Source organism: Pseudomonas sp. B392_1p (assembly GCF_052245235.1).
In the GTDB taxonomy this organism is placed as follows: Bacteria; Pseudomonadota; Gammaproteobacteria; order Pseudomonadales; family Pseudomonadaceae; genus Serpens; species Serpens gallinarum.
Map to the genome: position 1 here is coordinate 203795 of NZ_JBQPXM010000003.1, position 16569 is coordinate 220363.

At 61.7% G+C, this 16569-nt stretch carries 12 protein-coding genes; all 12 read right to left on the reverse strand.

What is annotated here, in order from left to right:
* Window positions 1–11 precede the first annotated feature (11 nt).
* Window positions 12–992 (reverse strand): lysylphosphatidylglycerol synthase domain-containing protein, encoded by a 981-nt coding sequence (locus ACTV8E_RS05515; RefSeq protein ID WP_443198790.1) that lies wholly within the window; start codon window positions 990–992, stop codon window positions 12–14.
* Complete coding sequence (gene clsB, locus ACTV8E_RS05520) at window positions 989–2200, reverse strand: cardiolipin synthase ClsB (protein ID WP_273535122.1); 1212 nt, start codon at window positions 2198–2200, stop codon at window positions 989–991. The genes ACTV8E_RS05515 and clsB overlap by 4 nt, the downstream gene beginning before the upstream one ends.
* Entirely contained in the window at window positions 2197–2979 is a 783-nt protein-coding gene (locus tag ACTV8E_RS05525) for an endonuclease/exonuclease/phosphatase family protein (RefSeq protein ID WP_251835982.1), read from the reverse strand. Before ACTV8E_RS05525 ends, clsB begins: the two co-directional genes overlap by 4 nt.
* Entirely contained in the window at window positions 2966–3886 is a 921-nt protein-coding gene (locus ACTV8E_RS05530) for a DUF72 domain-containing protein (protein ID WP_443198791.1), read from the reverse strand. Before ACTV8E_RS05530 ends, ACTV8E_RS05525 begins: the two co-directional genes overlap by 14 nt.
* A 23-nt stretch (window positions 3887–3909) precedes the next feature.
* Window positions 3910–5229 carry a zinc-dependent alcohol dehydrogenase gene (locus ACTV8E_RS05535; protein ID WP_273535120.1) on the reverse strand — a complete coding sequence of 440 codons (1320 nt, stop codon included), beginning with the start codon at window positions 5227–5229 and terminating at the stop codon, window positions 3910–3912.
* A 162-nt stretch (window positions 5230–5391) separates the two neighbouring features.
* The gene (locus ACTV8E_RS05540; RefSeq protein WP_251835979.1) at window positions 5392–5805 is read right to left on the reverse strand and encodes a CBS domain-containing protein; all 414 of its coding nucleotides are present in this window, start codon (window positions 5803–5805) and stop codon (window positions 5392–5394) included.
* A gap of 105 nt (window positions 5806–5910) precedes the next feature.
* Entirely contained in the window at window positions 5911–8076 is a 2166-nt protein-coding gene (gene glgX, locus ACTV8E_RS05545) for a glycogen debranching protein GlgX (RefSeq protein WP_443198792.1), read from the reverse strand.
* Between the two features lie 38 nt (window positions 8077–8114).
* The gene (locus ACTV8E_RS05550) at window positions 8115–8381 is read right to left on the reverse strand and encodes a DUF2934 domain-containing protein (RefSeq protein WP_273535118.1); all 267 of its coding nucleotides are present in this window, start codon (window positions 8379–8381) and stop codon (window positions 8115–8117) included.
* The gene (locus ACTV8E_RS05555; RefSeq protein WP_443198793.1) at window positions 8378–11155 is read right to left on the reverse strand and encodes a malto-oligosyltrehalose synthase; all 2778 of its coding nucleotides are present in this window, start codon (window positions 11153–11155) and stop codon (window positions 8378–8380) included. The genes ACTV8E_RS05550 and ACTV8E_RS05555 overlap by 4 nt, the downstream gene beginning before the upstream one ends.
* The gene (gene malQ, locus ACTV8E_RS05560) at window positions 11148–13241 is read right to left on the reverse strand and encodes a 4-alpha-glucanotransferase (protein WP_443198794.1); all 2094 of its coding nucleotides are present in this window, start codon (window positions 13239–13241) and stop codon (window positions 11148–11150) included. The genes ACTV8E_RS05555 and malQ overlap by 8 nt, the downstream gene beginning before the upstream one ends.
* The gene (treZ, locus tag ACTV8E_RS05565) at window positions 13238–14992 is read right to left on the reverse strand and encodes a malto-oligosyltrehalose trehalohydrolase (protein ID WP_443198795.1); all 1755 of its coding nucleotides are present in this window, start codon (window positions 14990–14992) and stop codon (window positions 13238–13240) included. Before treZ ends, malQ begins: the two co-directional genes overlap by 4 nt.
* Complete coding sequence (gene glgA, locus ACTV8E_RS05570) at window positions 14993–16531, reverse strand: glycogen synthase GlgA (RefSeq protein ID WP_443198796.1); 1539 nt, start codon at window positions 16529–16531, stop codon at window positions 14993–14995.
* Window positions 16532–16569 lie beyond the last annotated feature (38 nt).

A 16569-nucleotide genomic window follows, 5' to 3' on the forward strand; every position in this document is an offset into this window, starting at 1 on the left:
CCCACACTTCGCTAACGTCCAGCCGTCTGCGCTTGCATTTTCTTGGCGCGTTTCTCCAGCACCAGATACGCCGCGCAGGCGATGCCCAGCGGCACCAGGAAATACAGCGCCCGGTAGCCGATCATGGCCGCCAGGATCGTGCCCTTGGAAAACTGGTGCTGAAGCATGGCCATGAACACGGCCTCGGTAACGCCGAGACCGGCGGGAATATGGGTGATGACGCCGGCGATGCTGCTGATCAGCAGGATGCCCAGAACCGAGAAATAAAAGGCCTGTTCCGGCAATAGCAGATAAATCACCCCAGCCATCAACATCCAATTGAGGGCGCCCAGGCCAGCCTGGAGCAGGGCAAAGCGCAGCGAAGGCAGGCTGATGCGGTGGCCGCGCCAATGCCAGGTGCGCTTCGGAGCAAACGCACATGCCGACAGATAGGCGAAAGAAAGGAGCAGCAGCAGGACGCCGCACAGGCGCAAACCCTTCGCACCGATGCTCCAGCTCTCCGGCAGTTCAAGCAGACCCAGACAGAAAATAACCCCACCCAGCACGAAAAAGCCCAGCCAGTTGGTGATCAGGCTCATGCTCAAGATTCGGGTAATGGTGGCGATATCCAGCCCCAGTCGGGAATAGAGCCGATAGCGCAGCGCGACTCCGCCCACCCAGGACCCCAGGTTGAGGTTGAAGGCGTAGCAGACAAACGCCAGCGGCAGCACCTGACGCGCGGGTAGGGTGTGGCCGGTATAGGTTCGGCTGAGCAGGTCGAAACTGCTGAACACCACATAACTGGCCAGGCTGATGCCGATCCCAGCCAGCAAAGTGCCAGGGCTGTAGGCATAGAGCGCCTGCTTGACCTCTTGCCAGTCGAGGTTCCTGACCAGCAGGAATAACATCAACGGCACCAGGATCAGCAGGCCCAGCGACAAGAAACGACTCAGCAGCCGCCATTTGCGCGCGACGGGCTTGCGGGTGGCGTCTGACGTGCCGACCGTGGTCATGAGGTTTTTTCCTGCTTGTACGGATGCTCGACAGGAGTTTCCGGATGCAGGGATTTTAGGCGCGGCTGGTGCGCCGGGAGCCAGCCGACGATCGCCGGAAAACGACGGGTGAAGTGATAACCAAGAAAAACCAGCGGAGCGCGCCACCAGTAGCCGCGCATGACCCGCTGCAAGGTCACCTGCTTGCAACTGCTTATGGCCAGTTGTTGCAGATGCTCGTAAAGACGCTGGTTGAAGCCCGCATCGCGGATGAACAGATTGGCTTCCAGGTTCAGCGACAGGCTGAGCGGGTCAAGGTTACTGGAGCCCACCGTCGACCATTCCCGGTCGGCTATGGCCACCTTGCCGTGCAGCGGTTTTTCACAATACTCATGGATCACCACACCGTCGCGCAGCAGGTAGTTGTAGAGCAAGCGTCCACAGATTCGCGCCCAGGGCATATCCGGTTGGCCTTGCAGAATCAACGTGACTTGCACGCCGCGCTGGGCGGCATTGCGCAGTTCGCGCAGCAGCCGATAACCCGGAAAGAAATAGGCATTGGCCACCAATAAACGCTGCTGGGCCCTGCGGATGGCGCGCAGGTACTGTTCCTCAATGTCGGTGTTGTGATCCTCGTTATCGCGTATCGCCAGCAGCATGGCGACCCGGCCGGCCGGTTGGTCATCGCGCGGTTGAACGACGCCCGGATAGCCCTCAGGGGTGTGTTCGAGCAGCTCGCGACTAGCCGAATGAATGTCGGCAACGATGGGGCCACGCACCCGAACCGCGTAATCCTGCTTGGCCATCGGCCCGAATTCAGCCAGGTGGTCGATGCAGAAATTGATCCCGCCGATAAAAGCCAGCTCGCCGTCAATAACCACGATCTTCCGGTGCAGGCGCCGGAACAGGTTAGTGCGCATGCCTAACAGCCGAGGACGGGGATCGAACATGTGCACTCGGATGCCGACCCGGGTCATAGCCAAAATATACTCGGAGCTCAGGTCCGCGGTGCCATAGCCATCGACGGTCACTTCTACGGTCACACCGCGTTCGGCGGCCTCGATCAGCGCTTTTTGCAGCTTGATACCGACCTTGTCCTCGAAAATGATAAAGGTTTCCAAGAGGACTTCCCGGCGTGCCGCACGAATGCTCTCGAAGACGCTGGGGAAAAACTCCTCGCCATTGATCAGCAGCTGTACGTCATTACCGCCGCGCCAGGCAAAAGTCATAGTCGTACCTCTACAGCCAGCGGCGCATGGTCCGACAAGTGGGACCAAGGCCGGTGGCTCAGCACTTGCGGATCGTGCCCGGTGGCATTGCGCAGGTAGATACGGTCCAGGCGCAGCAAAGGGTGTCTGGCTGGGAAGCTTTTCGCCGGCGTGCCTTGAGCGCGGGTGAACACTTCTTCCAGGCCACAGCGTGCCAGTAGCTGATCAGCACGCAGGCGCCAGTCATTGAAGTCACCGGCAACGATCACTGCGGCATCCTTGGGCAAGCCCTCCAGCAAGCGACACAGCAGCTTGAGCTGCCGCCGCCGATGGCCTTCGCGCAGGCCGAGGTGCACGCAGATGGCATGCACTTCCCTGGGGCCCGGCACATCCAGTTCGGAATGCAGCAAGCCACGCTGTTCATGGCGACCGATGGAGACATCGTGGTTATCGAACGCCAGTATCGGAAATTTCGACAACAGGGCATTGCCGTGGTCGCCGTGGGGGTACACGGCATTGCGTCCGTAGGCGTACTCCGGCCACATGCTGTCGGCAAGAAACTCGTACTGCGGCGTGGGCGGCCAATTGCTCAGCCGCGCGGCATGGTGTTCATGGGTGCCATGGACTTCCTGCAGAAACACCAGGTCGGTGGACAAGGTGCGCACCGCCTCGCGCAGCTCGGGGAGAATGAAACGGCGGTTGAACGGAGTGAAGCCCTTGTGCGTATTTACGGTGAGAATGTGCAGTCGCTGCACCGCGGGCAGCGCTGCTTGCCGGAGTCGGGCATCAGGATGAGTCATGAGGCGCCTCCTGTCCCGGTACGGTTTCCAGCCCCTCGGCCAGCCCGAGCTTTTCCAGCAAGCGCCGGGCGTCGTAGGGTGCACGCACCTTGATGTCATTATCAAAATAACAATAGAGATCACGAGACGCACGCGTCTGGTCCCGCTCCTCGCTGATCAGCTTGGCATCGGCCGGCTCGCGTCCCTGGGTCCAGGCTTCGATGCGTTTTTGCCAGCGTGTCAGAGCCTCTTCGCTGTAGCCGCTGGCATACAGCTCGGCATCCCCGTGCAGGCGCATGTAGACAAAGTCACCGGTCAAGTCTTCGGCATAGGGCCATTTGCCCGCTGTGTCAGCCACCACCAGGGCGACACGATAACGGCGCAGCAATGCCACGAAAGCCGGATCCACGAAACTTTTGTTGCGGATCTCCACGGCATGGCGCAGTGGGCGCTTTTTATCGTGGTCCAGATAACCGGGCTCGCGCAGTTCAGCGTTGCAGTGCTGCGCAGTTTCTCTAGCTGAATCGGTGGATTGCGGCAACAAGCTAAGAAAATGCTCGAACTGCTCGGCGTCGAATTTGAAGCTGGGCGGGAACTGCCAGAGGATGGGCCCAAGCTTGTCTCGCAGGCTAAGCACCCCGGATGCAAAAAAATTTGCCACTGGGGTTTCTACCTCTCGCAGGCGCCTTACATGTGTGATGAAACGCGGCGCCTTGACGCTGAATACGAACCCGTCGGGGGTGTCGGCGTACCAGCTTGCATACCGCTGCGGCGTCTGCAGCGCATAAAAGGAGCCATTGATTTCGATGCTCCTGACGGCGCGCGAAGCAAAATGCAGCTCGTTCTTCTGGGCGAGGCCCTTGGGGTAGAAATCACCCCGCCAGGGCGCGTAGCGCCAGCCGGAAATGCCGATGCGAACTTCAGTCATAGGCCTTTTCGTCTTTTTTGCGGTCACGAACGCTTGGGCGAGGTCATCGAAGGAGGGTCGCTGGCAGGAAAAGAGTCCTCGATGGCATCGTCGAGTTGTGCCTCACCGGGGGTTATCTGTTCATCACCGCTACGCGATTGTTGTCGCTGGGGATGCAGCTCCACTTTCACCCAGCCGCTGTCGCGCCGGTCGAAGGCCTCGAAGGCGGCAATGGCATCGCTCATCGGCTTGATCTGGGTGATGATCTTCGCCGGATCGATACGCCGGCTCTGCACTAGCTCAATCAGGCGTGGGATGTATTTGCGGTGATGACAGTTGCCCATGTTGATGGTCAGGTTCTTGTTCATCGCCAACCCGATGGGAAAACTGCGCGACTGCTCTGAATAAACGCCGATGATCGACAGCGTACCGGCTTTGGCCAGCGCTTCTACGGCCCACTGCAGGACCTGGCTGGGGGCCGTGCCCGGGTGCCAGTTCGCGCCGTCCGGGTGGGTATGAGGCGTGATGTCGGCCATTTCCTGATGGAAACGGTTGTCGTCCGGCTGCGGCGTTGCGCTATGGGGGTGTTCGGCGTCCACGCCCACCGCATCAATGACGCGGTCCGGGCCAATGCCATCGGTCAGGCGATGCAGCGCTTGAACCGGGTCTTCATGTTCAAAGTTGATGACTTCGGCGCCTTGCTGACAGGCCATGCGCAGCCGGTCATCCAGCCGGTCGATGGCAAAGATGCGCGCAGCGCCCAACAGTTTGGCGCTCGCAATGGCGAACTGGCCGACCGGGCCGCAACCGAAGACGGCCACGCTGTCCCCGGGGGTGATTTCAGCCATTTCGGCGCCGAAATACCCAGTGGGGAAGATGTCCGAAATTAGAATCGCCTGGTCGTCGCTGATTTCGCTGGGCAATTTGACCAGGCCGATGTGCGCGAAAGGAATGCGTGCCTTCTCAGCCTGCAGGCCCTGAAAAGGACCGGTTGAGGCCGGGCCGCCAAAGAATGCGGTACCGGCTTGCGGGCCGTTGGGGTTGGCCACGTCGCATTGCGCGTAATAACCGGCCCGGCAATAGACGCAGTTGCCACAGGCAATGGTCGAGGCGATGACGACCCGGTCGCCAATCTGCAGGTTGCGCACGTCCTCGCCCAGCGCCTCGACAATGCCGACGCCTTCATGCCCGAGGATGGTGCCTGGTTGCATACCGGCCACGGTCCCCCGCACGAAGTGCAAGTCCGTGCCGCAGATGGCCGATGCCGTTAGCCGCACGATGGCATCAGTGGGTGCTTGCAGGGTGGGTTCAGGAACGTCGTCGAGTCGGATGTCGCCTACATCGTGAAAAACCACAGCTTTCATGGCACCTGTCCTCTGGCTGAATGTCTGACCGGCTAAGGGGCGGTAGGCTTTTGGAGCGAAGCGTTACCACGGGCTTCGACCATGCCTTTGCCTTCGCGGCGCGACCGCCGCTCCCCCACGCGCATCCACCGACGGCTGCCCGTAGCCGGATCACCTTGGCTATCAATGCGCCTCGGTTACGCCTTGCAGCACGGTGTCGCTGGTCTTGGCATCGTTGGAGCTGGCGATGTTGCCCAAGGACACCACACCGATCAGGCGTTTCTCACGGTTGAGCACCGGCAGACGACGTACCTGGATATCCGCCATGTTCTGCGCCACGTGCTGCACGTCCTCGTCTTCGAAGCAGTAGCGAATATTACCGGTCATGACCTTGCGCACCGGCGTGTCACTGCCCAGCCCCTGGGCCACCGCACGAATGGTGATATCGCGATCGGTGACCATGCCCACCAGGCGATCACCTTCATTGACCAGCAAGGCACCGCTGTCGATGCGCGCCATCAGGTCGGCGGCTTCGCGGATGCTCTGCTCGGGCGAGATGGTTTGTGCATTGCGGGTCATGACGTCGCGAATCTTCATGGGATCCTCCACTGGGGTAGCTGTACGGTGGCCGATATAACGTCCGACTGAGGGAAGGGAGGGGGGTTCAGATCGCCAGGGTCCGTCCGTCCATTGATACGCCCGCTACGCCTCGTCCCGTTGCAACTCGAACAGCAGCAATGAACGGTTGGTCACCAGGAACTCACTGCCAAAGTCATGCAGCTCACGGGGACGCAGGGTGGGCCGGTAGGTGTCAAGCAGACATTCCCAGGCAGTGCCCTGGGTGACTCCCGGCAAATGGAAGTTCACCACGTCGTCATGGGCGTTGAGAATCAGCAGCAGGGTGGCATCGTCGCCACGCCGGCGGATACCCGTGGGCTGAGCGCGGCCGTCCAGAAGCATGCCGAGACAGCGGGCATTGCCATCGTGCCATTGCTCTTCGCTCATTTCACTGCCGTCCGGGGACAGCCAGGTGACGTCCTTGACGCCCAGCTCCTCGTTGTATTCACCCACCAGGAAGCGGCCACGATGGAGGATCGGGTAGGCTCGGCGCAGCTTGATCAGCCGACGGGTGAAATCCAGCAGGCTGCGGCCTTCGTCGTCGAGGTCCCAGTCGACCCAACCCACTTCGTTGTCCTGGCAGTAGACATTGTTGTTGCCGTGCTGGGTACGGCTGAATTCGTCGCCGGCCAGCAGCATCGGCGTGCCTTGGGAAAGCAGCAGTGTCGACAGCAGGTTACGCATCTGGCGCAGGCGCAGGGCACGAATATCCGGGTCGTCAGTCGGACCTTCCCAGCCGTAATTGGAGGAAATGTTGTTGTCGTTGCCGTCCTGGTTGTCCTCGTTGTTGGCTTCGTTGTGCTTCTGCTCGTAGGAAACCAGATCACGCAAGGTGAAGCCGTCGTGAGCGGTGATGAAGTTGACTGACGCGTAGGGCCTGCGCCCACGCTGATTGAACTTGTCGCCCGAGCCGGTCAGGCGGCTGGCCAATTCGGGCAACTGTCCCTCGTCGCCGCGCCAATACCCCCGTACGGTGTCACGAAAACGGTCGTTCCACTCCATCCAGCCGGGCGCGAAACCACCGACCTGATACCCCCCGGGGCCGCAATCCCAGGGTTCGGCAATCAGTTTGACCTTGCTCAGGACAGGGTCCTGGCGACAGGCGACGAGGAAACCATGGCGTTCGTCGAAGCCGTGGCTATGGCGGGCGAGGATGGTTGCCAGATCGAAGCGGAAGCCGTCCACGCGCATTTCCGTCGCCCAGTAGCGCAGCGAGTCGGTGACCATTTGCAATACGCAGGGATGGCTCAGGTCCAGCGTATTGCCGGTACCAGAGTCATTGATATAAAAGCGACGCTCGTCGGGCATCAGCCGGTAATAGGTGGCGTTGTCGATGCCGCGCATGGATAGCGTGGGGCCCAGTTCGTTACCCTCGGCGGTGTGGTTGTAGACCACATCGAGGATGACCTCGAGACCTGCGTTGTGAAGATGCGCAACCATCTCTTTGAATTCATTGATTTTACCGCTCGCCAGATATGACGCCTGGGGAGCGAAAAAGGCGATGCTGTTGTATCCCCAGTAATTGCTCAACGACTGTTCGAGCAAATGCTGGTCGTCCAGATAGCCATGCACGGGCAGCAGTTCGATGCTGGTCACCCCCAGCGAGCGCAGGTGCTTGAGCAGTGCCGGGTGCTTCAAGCCGGCGCAGGTTCCGCGCAGCTCCGCAGGCACCTCCGGGTGGCGCATGCTGATGCCACGCAGATGCGCTTCATAGAGGATGGTGTTTTCCCAGGGCACACGCACCGGGGGTTGCTCACCCCAGGTAAAGGCGGGGTCGATGACCTTGGCCTTGGGCATGAAACGGGCGCTGTCCCGGGTGTCGAAACTCAGGTCCGCATCGTGGGAGCCAAGGGTGTAGCCAAACAGGGCCGGCGACCAGGTTAAGCTGCCCACCAGCTGCTTGCTATAGGGGTCAATGAGCAACTTATTGGGATTAAAGCGATGGCCGTTTTCAGGCTCGTACGGACCGTGTACTCGGTAGCCGTAAATCAGGCCCGGATGGGCATCGGGCAAGTAGCCATGCCAGATTTCGTTGGTGTATTCAGGCAACTCGATGCGCTCGAGTTCAGTCGTGCCCTTGTCATCGAACAGGCACAGTTCCACGCACGTAGCATGGGCAGAAAAAAGGGCGAAATTGACCCCCAGACCGTCCCACGTGGCGCCAAGTGGGTAGGGCTGCCCTTCAGAAACCCGCGAGCGCTGTAGAACCTGCGGGGCAGGGTGGTGCAGTCCAGCTTTTGATCTTGGCATAGGGTTTCCCCTCTCAAGGGCGGCGGGCTATAGGCGGGCTATAAAGGTGTCGCGCCAGGCTTTTGTCGTGGCTTTCTTGGTTCCTTGACCACGGCGGCTTTTTCTTCGGGCGAACTGGGCGGCACCATGGTGGCTTGTGGTTTGCCGGCCCGTCGGGAACTCAACTTGGGCTTGCCGGCGGGCACGCTTTCGGTCTGGACCAACTTGCTGGCCATGGCCCAATGGCGGTCTTCCTGGCCCGCGGGTTTACCTTCCGATTCCCAGATCTGATAGGCGAGTTCTCGAATGCGCTGTTCATCACTCATGACGCAGTCTCCAGGGCATGCAGCAGATTGAGGGAAAAGTCGGCGAGTATGTGTTGCGCGGCAAGACAGCCTTGCTGTGGCATGAGCCGGGCGGGCGTGAGCAGGCTGACCAGTTCCGTGGCCGCCAGCTCTGCGGGCAGATGGATCTGCGTGTCACCCCAGCGCAGCGGATCGATATGGGGAACCTGCCGGTCGCCGAGCAGCCCGGCCGCCTGCAGCGGCACCACGACAATCACCCAGGTGTTCCGCCAGACACGTGCGAAGGCCATGACCTGGTCGGCCTGGTCGCCGCTGATCCGCAAAGGCTGGTAAGCGCCGTGGCGAAACAGCGCGTCATGGGCCTGGCGAAAACGCAATACCTCTTGGATCAGGCGCTGCTTGATGCGCCCGTCGCGCCAGGCCTGCAACAGCACGGGAAGATCTTCCGCAGCGGAAAGCGCCTCCTGGCGGGCGGCAAAATCCACCGGCTGGCGATTGTCAGGGTCCACCATGCTGAAGTCCCAGAACTCGCAGCCCTGATACAGATCGGGCACGCCTGGCGTGGTCAGGCGCAGCAGGCATTGCGCCAGGCCGTTCAGGGCACCGGCCGGCGCCAGGCTGTTCGCTGCGGCGGCGATTTCACGTCGCAACGGCACGCCGGCGGCGTCAGTCAGCAGGCGGGTGAGGAACTCGCGACAGGCCCCTTCATAGGCCTGATTGGGAGCGCTCCAGCTGCTGTGCAGCTTGGCTTCGCGCAAGGCTTTTTCCTGCCAGCTCAGCAACCGCTGCAAGTAGCTTTGCAGCGCGGCGCCATCGTCTTCCTCCAACTGCAGCGGCCAGCTGCCCAGCAGGGTCTGGTACAGCATCAGCTCGTCGGCGGGCGCCGGCGCAACCAGGGCATCCGTTCGGGTGCGCAAGGGTTCGGCCAGTTGCAGCCAATGGCGGGCTCGCTCGACAAACCATTCGGCCCGCTCACTGATCACTGCCAAGCGTGCGCGGTTATCCTCGCCGCGCTTGTGATCGTGCGTGGCGGTGGCCAGCAAGTTGCCCGGAAAACGTTCCGCTCGCTCGGCGCAGGCGGCATTGAACGCTGACAGTGGCGCGCTGAAATGCTGCGGATCGAAACCGACGTCATTGCGCGACAGCAGCACCGCCGAGCGGTAGCAGGCAGTGTCTTCCACGGCTTTGGCGGCCGCCGGGGCGGTGAGTTGCTGAAAGCGGGTGAGCACCTTGCGGCGCTCCTTTCGGGCCTGGCCGGGTGGCAGTTCGCGCAACGGCTGGCCACCCAGCCAGCGATCCAGATGCTCCAGCAACGGCCAGTCGGTTTTCGGCAGATCCTCGCGTGCGCCGTCCAGGGCCTGTTGAAAAACCTCCCGGTCCGCATCGGATCGCCCGCAGACGCCGACATAGGTGCGATAGACGGGAAAGTGCATGATCAACGCCAGCAAGGCCCGGCGGATTGCGCCGAGTGTCAGGTCGCGGGTCGCAATGTCCTGACGCGCCACCTGCAGCAGCCCCTGGGCCACGGTTTCCAGATCACCGGCCAAGGTAGTGCTGAGCATCAATTGCCGCGCTTCGACGACCTCTTCGAGAAAGGCTGCGGACCTGCCGCTGATGTCCTGCCAGAACGCCGTTAGCAGCGGCTCGCCACGGGCGTCGTGCTGCAGCAGCGAAACCTGGTTCATGAACTCGTAGCCCGTGGTGCCATCCACGCCCCAATCCTCGCGCAGCCGTTCGCCGGCACCGAGGATTTTCTCCACATAGATAGGCAGGTGTCGGTCGGGGCACAATCGGTCGATGCGCCGGCGCAGCCGCCGGCAATAGGCGCGAGGATTGGCCAGGCCATCAACGTGGTCGATGCGCAAACCATCGAGCAAACCCCGCTCGACCAGCTCGAACACCTTGGCGTGAATGGCCTCGAACACTTCAGTGCGCTCCGTTCGCAAGCCGCCCAACTCATTGATGTCGAAAAAGCGCCGCCAGTTGATGTCATCAGCTGCGGTGCGCCAACTGGCCAGCCGATAATGCTGGGCTTCGAGCAGGGCATGCAGGCGTTCGAAGCCCCGTTCCGCGTCCGGGCGAAAACTCTTCATGGCGTTCTGCAGGCTGGCCAGCGCCTGTTCATTTTCCAGGGTGTCGGCCAGTTGCGCCTGTAAGGCCTTGGCTTTGTGCCGCGCCTGGCTGCGCTTGGACAACGCCTCGAAATGTGAGGCAAGGGCGCCTAGCGCCGGGTGGTCGCAGCGCCGCAATACCCGCGCGTAGGAGGCGGGCAGCAGGGGGAAGCGGTGATCAAAATGACTGACGTAGAGCTGGCCGGTCTCGGCCTGCAAGTTCAGGACGATTTCACCAGCGGCGAGCACTTCGCCGTAATCACTGCGCAGAAAGGGCACCAGCAGCTGGCCACGCAGCAAAGGGTCGTGGGAGCGCCACTGAATGTCGAAAAACTTCGCATAAGGGCTGGCTTGGCCCCATTCCAGCACGTCCAGCCACCAGGGATTGCCGTCGCCGCCCACGGCCATGTGGTTGGACACGATATCCAGAATCAGGCCCATGCCCCGCTGGTGCAGTGCCTCTACCAGGCGTACCAGCGCCGCTTCGCCGCCCAGTTCGGGGTTGATGCACGTCGGGTCCAGCACGTCATAACCGTGCAGGGAGCCAGGACGCGCCGTGAACAGCGGGGACGCATAGAGATGGCTGATGCCCAGCTCGGCAAAATAATCCACCAGGGGCAAGGCGTCGTCGAGGGTAAAACCACGGTGAAATTGTAAACGGGCAGTGGCGCGCACATCAGTCATTGAGGGCGTTTTCCGTATCGGGATCATCCTGTTCCAGGCGGGTGCGCTCGAGCAACTGCAAGCGGGCACCGGCCTTGGGTCGTTCGAGCAGATCGCTTACGTCCCAGGGCCAGCGCCGCCGCCAGTTCGGATGGCGGTCGCCGGGACCGGGCAGGTTGGGTTGTTCTTCGCTGGCCAGCACGTCTTCCAGCGGCAGGAGCACCAAGGGCGCAGGCGTGCGACCGAGCAGCTGAATACAGGCGTCCAGCTGCGCGTCGGGGCGTTCGACGCCCTCGTCGAGCAGGCCCCGCTGGCGCAACAGTTCGCCCAGGGCGTGTTTCTCCGCTTCGCGTTGCTCCAGGTCGAGACGGGCGCGCTCGGCGTCAATCTGACCATTGTCCTGGCGATGCTGGATATCCCGGCCACCCAGCCAGCCGGTGACACTCGGCAAATCATGGGTGGTGGTGGTGGCCAGGGCGTCGGCGGACCACTTTTCGGGCGGGGTGAAGCGTCCCTTTTTCTGCTCGAAATACAGCACGCGCATGCCGAGCACGCCGCGCCGCGCCAACTGTTCGCTCAGGCCTTCGGGCACCGTGCCCAGGTCCTCGCCCACGATCAATGCTTGATGCCGTGTCGCTTCCAGGGCGATCAGGCGCAGCAAATCCTCACAGGGATAACGCAGGTAGGCGCCATTTTCGGGCGAGCCGCCCTGGGGAATCACCCACAAGCGCTGCAGGCCCATGGCATGGTCGATGCGTAACCCGCCGGCATGGGCGAGGTTGGCGCGCAGCATCTCAATAAAGGCGCGGTAGCCATTCTGCTGCAGACCCTCAGGGGAGAACGCGGCGATGCCCCAATTCTGACCCGCGCGATTGATGATGTCCGGCGGCGCGCCCACGCTCAGCGACGGCAACAACTCGGTCTGTCGCGACCAGCCCTGACTGCCGCCCGGCTCCGCGCCGACCGCCAGGTCGGCAATCAGACCGATGTGCATGCCAGCGCTTTTGGCGGCGCTGTGGGCGCGCTGCAGACAGCGGTCGATCAGCCATTGAGCGAAGGCGTGAAATTTCACGTCATCGGCATGTTCACTGGCGAACTGACTGACCGCCGGGTGTTTTGGGTCGTGGTACTGCTCGGGCCAGACACGCCAGTCGCCAGGCTGCCCCTGGCCAATCATGTGAGCATGCAGCGCTTCGAAGCGGCAATGCTGCAGCAAGGCCTCGCCGCCATGGGCGCAGAAACTGTCGAAATCCGGGCTCAGCAGATTTTCCGCGCCACTGAAGCTGGTATACAGCTGTCGTAAAACCTGCAACCGGGCCCGGCTCACGGCCGGCCAGTCGATCAGCTCAAGGGCTTCCAGGCGCTGCCATTCAGTCTCAAGGCCGCAGGCCTTGATCGCCTGGGCGGCGGCATGTTCGCCGAGAATGCAGCCTGGCGAGGCATGCAGGACATTGAAGAACAGCCGGCTAGAGGGCGAATACGGGCTGTAGTGCTCGGGGAGCGCCGTAAACATGGCATGCACCGGGCTGAGTGCCAGGGCATCGGCGCCGTGATCCGCGGCCTGGCGCACCAGGGCTTCCAGGGCCAGCGTGTCGCCCAAGCCGCCATCGCCCGCACGGCGCAGGGCATAAAGCTGTGCACCTATGCCCCACACATGCCCACGTTGGCCATCGCTCAGGCTGCGTACGCTAGGACAAGCCGGAGGCGCCACCGCCAGGGTCAGTTGCTCGTCGCCGATCATCAAGTTGTGATAACCGCAATCGTCGAGCGGCGGCAGGCAGATGTTGGCATCCAGGCGGCCTTCGATGCGCAGATCCCCTTCGATTTGCAGGCGAAACGGCGTGTTGGCCTTGAAATGATCTGCTAGAGATACAGCCTGTCCCTGATCGACAAGGATCAGCGGGCCGACGCTGCTGTTGCGGTGGCGTTCGGCCAGGGCGGCAAGGCTTTCCTCGATCTGCTCGGGACTCTGTGCCGGAAAACCCAGCGCTTCCAGTAATGCGCGTTGGGCCTCCGGGGTTACGTGCTGCAGCTTTCCGTGGGCATCCTGCCATTCCAAGTTAAAGCCTGCTGCGCAGGCCAGGTCAGCAAGACGCCGATCGCTCATGGCATGGGCTCCAGGGTCGCCAGCAGACTATGTGGGGGCAAAGTGCCAGGCTGCTCGGCATCGATACGCAGACCAAACAACAGCTGCGCGCGCTCGCTCAGTGGACCGGTGCTGGCGTCGGTGTCGGAAAAATTCAGGTCGATGCGCAGGCGCACGTCATCGCCCATGCGCCAACGGGCCGAAACAGCCTGTTCGGCAAGGATTTTCACGTCAGCCGGGCGAGTACCGCGCAATCGCGGCACGATATGCCTATGCCGCAAATCCAGCAGGTCGCGGTAGAACGCCCACCAATGATGGTGCTCAGGCTGTGAGGCGCTGAGTTCTGGCTGTGAACTGACAAAGGTACTCAGTGCGTTTGGGTCGGGAAGCTGCTTCTGCGCGCCGGACCCTGCAAAGGCGGTGAATTCGGCGAATTCGCTTTGGCGCCCTTCACGTACGGCACGGCCGAGTTCGTCGTGATAATCGGTGAAAAACAGGAAGGGATGGGCCGAGCCCCATTCCTCGCCCATGAACAATAGCGGGATCATCGGGCTGAGCAGCATCAGCGCCACGGCTACCTTAAGGGCGTCCTGATCGGCCAGTGTTACCAGGCGGTCGCCGAAAGCACGATTGCCGACTTGATCGTGATTCTGCATAAACAGCACGAAGGCGTAGGGCGGCAGCTTCCAGCTCGGTTCGCCGCGTGCCCGACCGCGGCGGTCGGTTTCGCCCTGAAAGACGAAGCCTTCGCTCAGCACGCGAGCCAGTTTGGCGGTGCGCTCTTCGCAGAAATCCGCGTAATAGCCTTCACGCTCATCTGTCAGCAGGCTGTGCAGCACGTTGTGGCCGTCATCATTCCACTGCGCGGTAAAGCCTTGCTCCAGCAAGCGCACCTGGTTGTCCTCGTTTTCCAGTACCAGGTGAATCTGACGTTCGACACCCACGGCCACGCGCGCCCGATTGGCCAGTTCAACCAGAAATTCCTTGTCGAGAATCGCGTGTACGGCATCCAGGCGCAGGCCATCCACCCGGTAATCCAGCAACCACATCAGGGCGTTTTCGCAGAAGAAATCCCGCACCTGAGCGCGGCGAAAATCGATGGCGGCGCCCCAAGGTGTCTGAATATCGTTGCGAAAGAAGGGGCTGGCGTACTGATGCAGGTAATTGCCCTGCGGGCCGAAGTGGTTGTAGACCACATCGATGAACACCATCAACCCCAATTCATGGGCGGTGTCGATCAGATGCTTGAGTTGTTCGGGCGTGCCGTAGGTGGATTCCGGCGCGAACGGCAGTACACCGTCGTACCCCCAGTTGCGCTGGCCGGGAAATTCGCCGATCGGCATCAATTCGATGGCCGTCACCCCCAGTTGTTGCAGCTGCGGCAAGTGCGCTTCGACGCCCGCATAGCCACCGAGCAGGCCGACATGCAGCTCGTAGAACACGCATTCGTGCCAAGGCCGGCCTTGCCAGTCGGGAACGTTCCAGCGATAGGCCTGGTGGTCAACCACCAGGCTCCAACCCTCGACATCTTCCAACTGTGCCCGCGAGGCTGGATCGGCCACCGGAAGGTGGCGGTCGATCCAGTAGCGGTAAGCGGTGCCTGCGGAACATTGCAGGTGCGTGACAAACCAACCTTCGGCCTGTGCCTGCAAACCGTGTCGTTCGCCATCTCCCAGTTCAAGCTCTACATCAGCGGCGTCCGGCGCCCACAAGGCAAAGCGGGTCATGCCATCGCCTTGCATTACCGCACCGTGTAGCAAGGAACCATGCATTCATCGGCCCCTCACGCGAACGGCGGCCTGCTCCTGAAGCAGCCGCTTGTAGAGGCGATCGTAAGGCTCTACCGATTGCGCCCAGAATTGCGGCGCTGCCATGGCCTGGCAGCGCATGGCGTTGAGCAATTGGGGGTGTTTGAAGACATTCAGCGCACGCTGCACAGCCTCAAAGTAGCTTTCGGCATCGCCATGCTGGAACAGGAAACCGGTAACGCCATCCTCGATGCTATCGGCCAACCCGCCGGTGCGGCGGGCAATCGGCAGCGAGGCGAAGCGCTGGGCATACATCTGACTCAGCCCACAGGGCTCATAGCGCGAGGGCATGAGCAGGAAATCGCTGCCAGCAAACATGCGCCGCGCATCGGTTTCGTTGAAGCCAATGTGTACACCGATGTGCCCAGGGTGCCGTCCGGCCAGCGCAAGCAATTCAGCCTCCAGTGCTGGCTCACCCTGGCCGAGAATGGCCAGGCGACCGCCACCGGCCACAATGCTGTCGGCGATTTTCAGCGTCATATCCAGGCCTTTTTGATGCACCAGGCGCGAAACGACGATGAACAGCGGTCCTTCGCAAGGCAGCAGGCCAAACATCTTGTCCACATGGCGGGCATTGCGCCGTTTCAGCTCCCATTCATGGATCTGAAAACCTTGCAGCAAGTGCGGGTCGGTTTTCGGCTGCCAGCTTTCGTCAATGCCGTTGGTGATGCCGCTGAGCTGGCCTTGTTCTTCCTTACGTTTGAGCAGGCCGTGCAAGCCGCAACCAAAAGCCTCGGTGGTAATTTCCCGTGCGTAGGTCTGACTCACGGTAGTGATGTGGCTGGCATAGACGATGCCGGCCTTGAGAAACGACAGCTTGCCGTAGAACTCCATGCTGTCCGGTGAGTGCGCTTCGGCAGGCAGGGCGAGTTCCGGTCCGCAGGCCGGGTCGCACAAGCCCTGGTAAGCCAGGTTATGAATGGTGAAGACACTCGGCGTGCGCAGTCTTTTCCAGGCTATATAGGCCGGAGCCAATGCGGCCGGCCAGTCGTTGGCATGTACCAGTTCGGGCTGCCAACTGAGGCAGCCGGCGGCGATTTCCGCGGCGGCAAGGCCCAGACGGGCAAAGCGAATGTGGTTGTCGTCCCAATCCCGGCCATGGTTATCGCCGTAGGGCTTGCCGTCGCGCTCATAAAGCTCCGGGCACAGCAGGACGTAAATGATCAGACCATCATCCAGGTCCATACGCCCGATACGGCAGGGCGGCAAGGCGGCCTGGCCTGGCAGTTGGGCAATGATGCGGATGACATTGCCACTTTCGAGTACTTGCCGATAACCGGGTATCAGTACCCGGATGTCGTGCTGGGCGCGCAGGGCCCTGGGCAGCGCAGCGGACACATCGCCCAGCCCACCCACTTTGACCAGTTCAGCGAATTCCGAGGTGACGAACAGGATTTTCTTCGTATCGGTGTGCAGACTTTCAACGCTGAGCCTGGGAGGGCTCAGCAGCGTGGCGGCCTTCTCAGATTCAACAAGACGAGCGGTTGCAACAGCGTTTCCCATCTTCTTTCCCCCAACAAACCAAGCGTATGACGGCGCGC

What these genes read in the sequence shown, in the direction of transcription:
- ACTV8E_RS05515 (WP_443198790.1), bottom strand. Translation starts at nt 992, where the DNA reads ATGACCACGGTCGGCACGTCAGACGCCACCCGCAAGCCCGTCGCGCGC.
- clsB (WP_273535122.1), bottom strand. Translation starts at nt 2,200, where the DNA reads ATGACTTTTGCCTGGCGCGGCGGTAATGACGTACAGCTGCTGATCAAT.
- ACTV8E_RS05525 (WP_251835982.1), bottom strand. Translation starts at nt 2,979, where the DNA reads ATGACTCATCCTGATGCCCGACTCCGGCAAGCAGCGCTGCCCGCGGTG.
- ACTV8E_RS05530 (WP_443198791.1), bottom strand. Translation starts at nt 3,886, where the DNA reads ATGACTGAAGTTCGCATCGGCATTTCCGGCTGGCGCTACGCGCCCTGG.
- ACTV8E_RS05535 (WP_273535120.1), bottom strand. Translation starts at nt 5,229, where the DNA reads ATGAAAGCTGTGGTTTTTCACGATGTAGGCGACATCCGACTCGACGAC.
- ACTV8E_RS05540 (WP_251835979.1), bottom strand. Translation starts at nt 5,805, where the DNA reads ATGAAGATTCGCGACGTCATGACCCGCAATGCACAAACCATCTCGCCC.
- glgX (WP_443198792.1), bottom strand. Translation starts at nt 8,076, where the DNA reads ATGCCAAGATCAAAAGCTGGACTGCACCACCCTGCCCCGCAGGTTCTA.
- ACTV8E_RS05550 (WP_273535118.1), bottom strand. Translation starts at nt 8,381, where the DNA reads ATGAGTGATGAACAGCGCATTCGAGAACTCGCCTATCAGATCTGGGAA.
- ACTV8E_RS05555 (WP_443198793.1), bottom strand. Translation starts at nt 11,155, where the DNA reads ATGACTGATGTGCGCGCCACTGCCCGTTTACAATTTCACCGTGGTTTT.
- malQ (WP_443198794.1), bottom strand. Translation starts at nt 13,241, where the DNA reads ATGAGCGATCGGCGTCTTGCTGACCTGGCCTGCGCAGCAGGCTTTAAC.
- treZ (WP_443198795.1), bottom strand. Translation starts at nt 14,992, where the DNA reads ATGCATGGTTCCTTGCTACACGGTGCGGTAATGCAAGGCGATGGCATG.
- glgA (WP_443198796.1), bottom strand. Translation starts at nt 16,531, where the DNA reads ATGGGAAACGCTGTTGCAACCGCTCGTCTTGTTGAATCTGAGAAGGCC.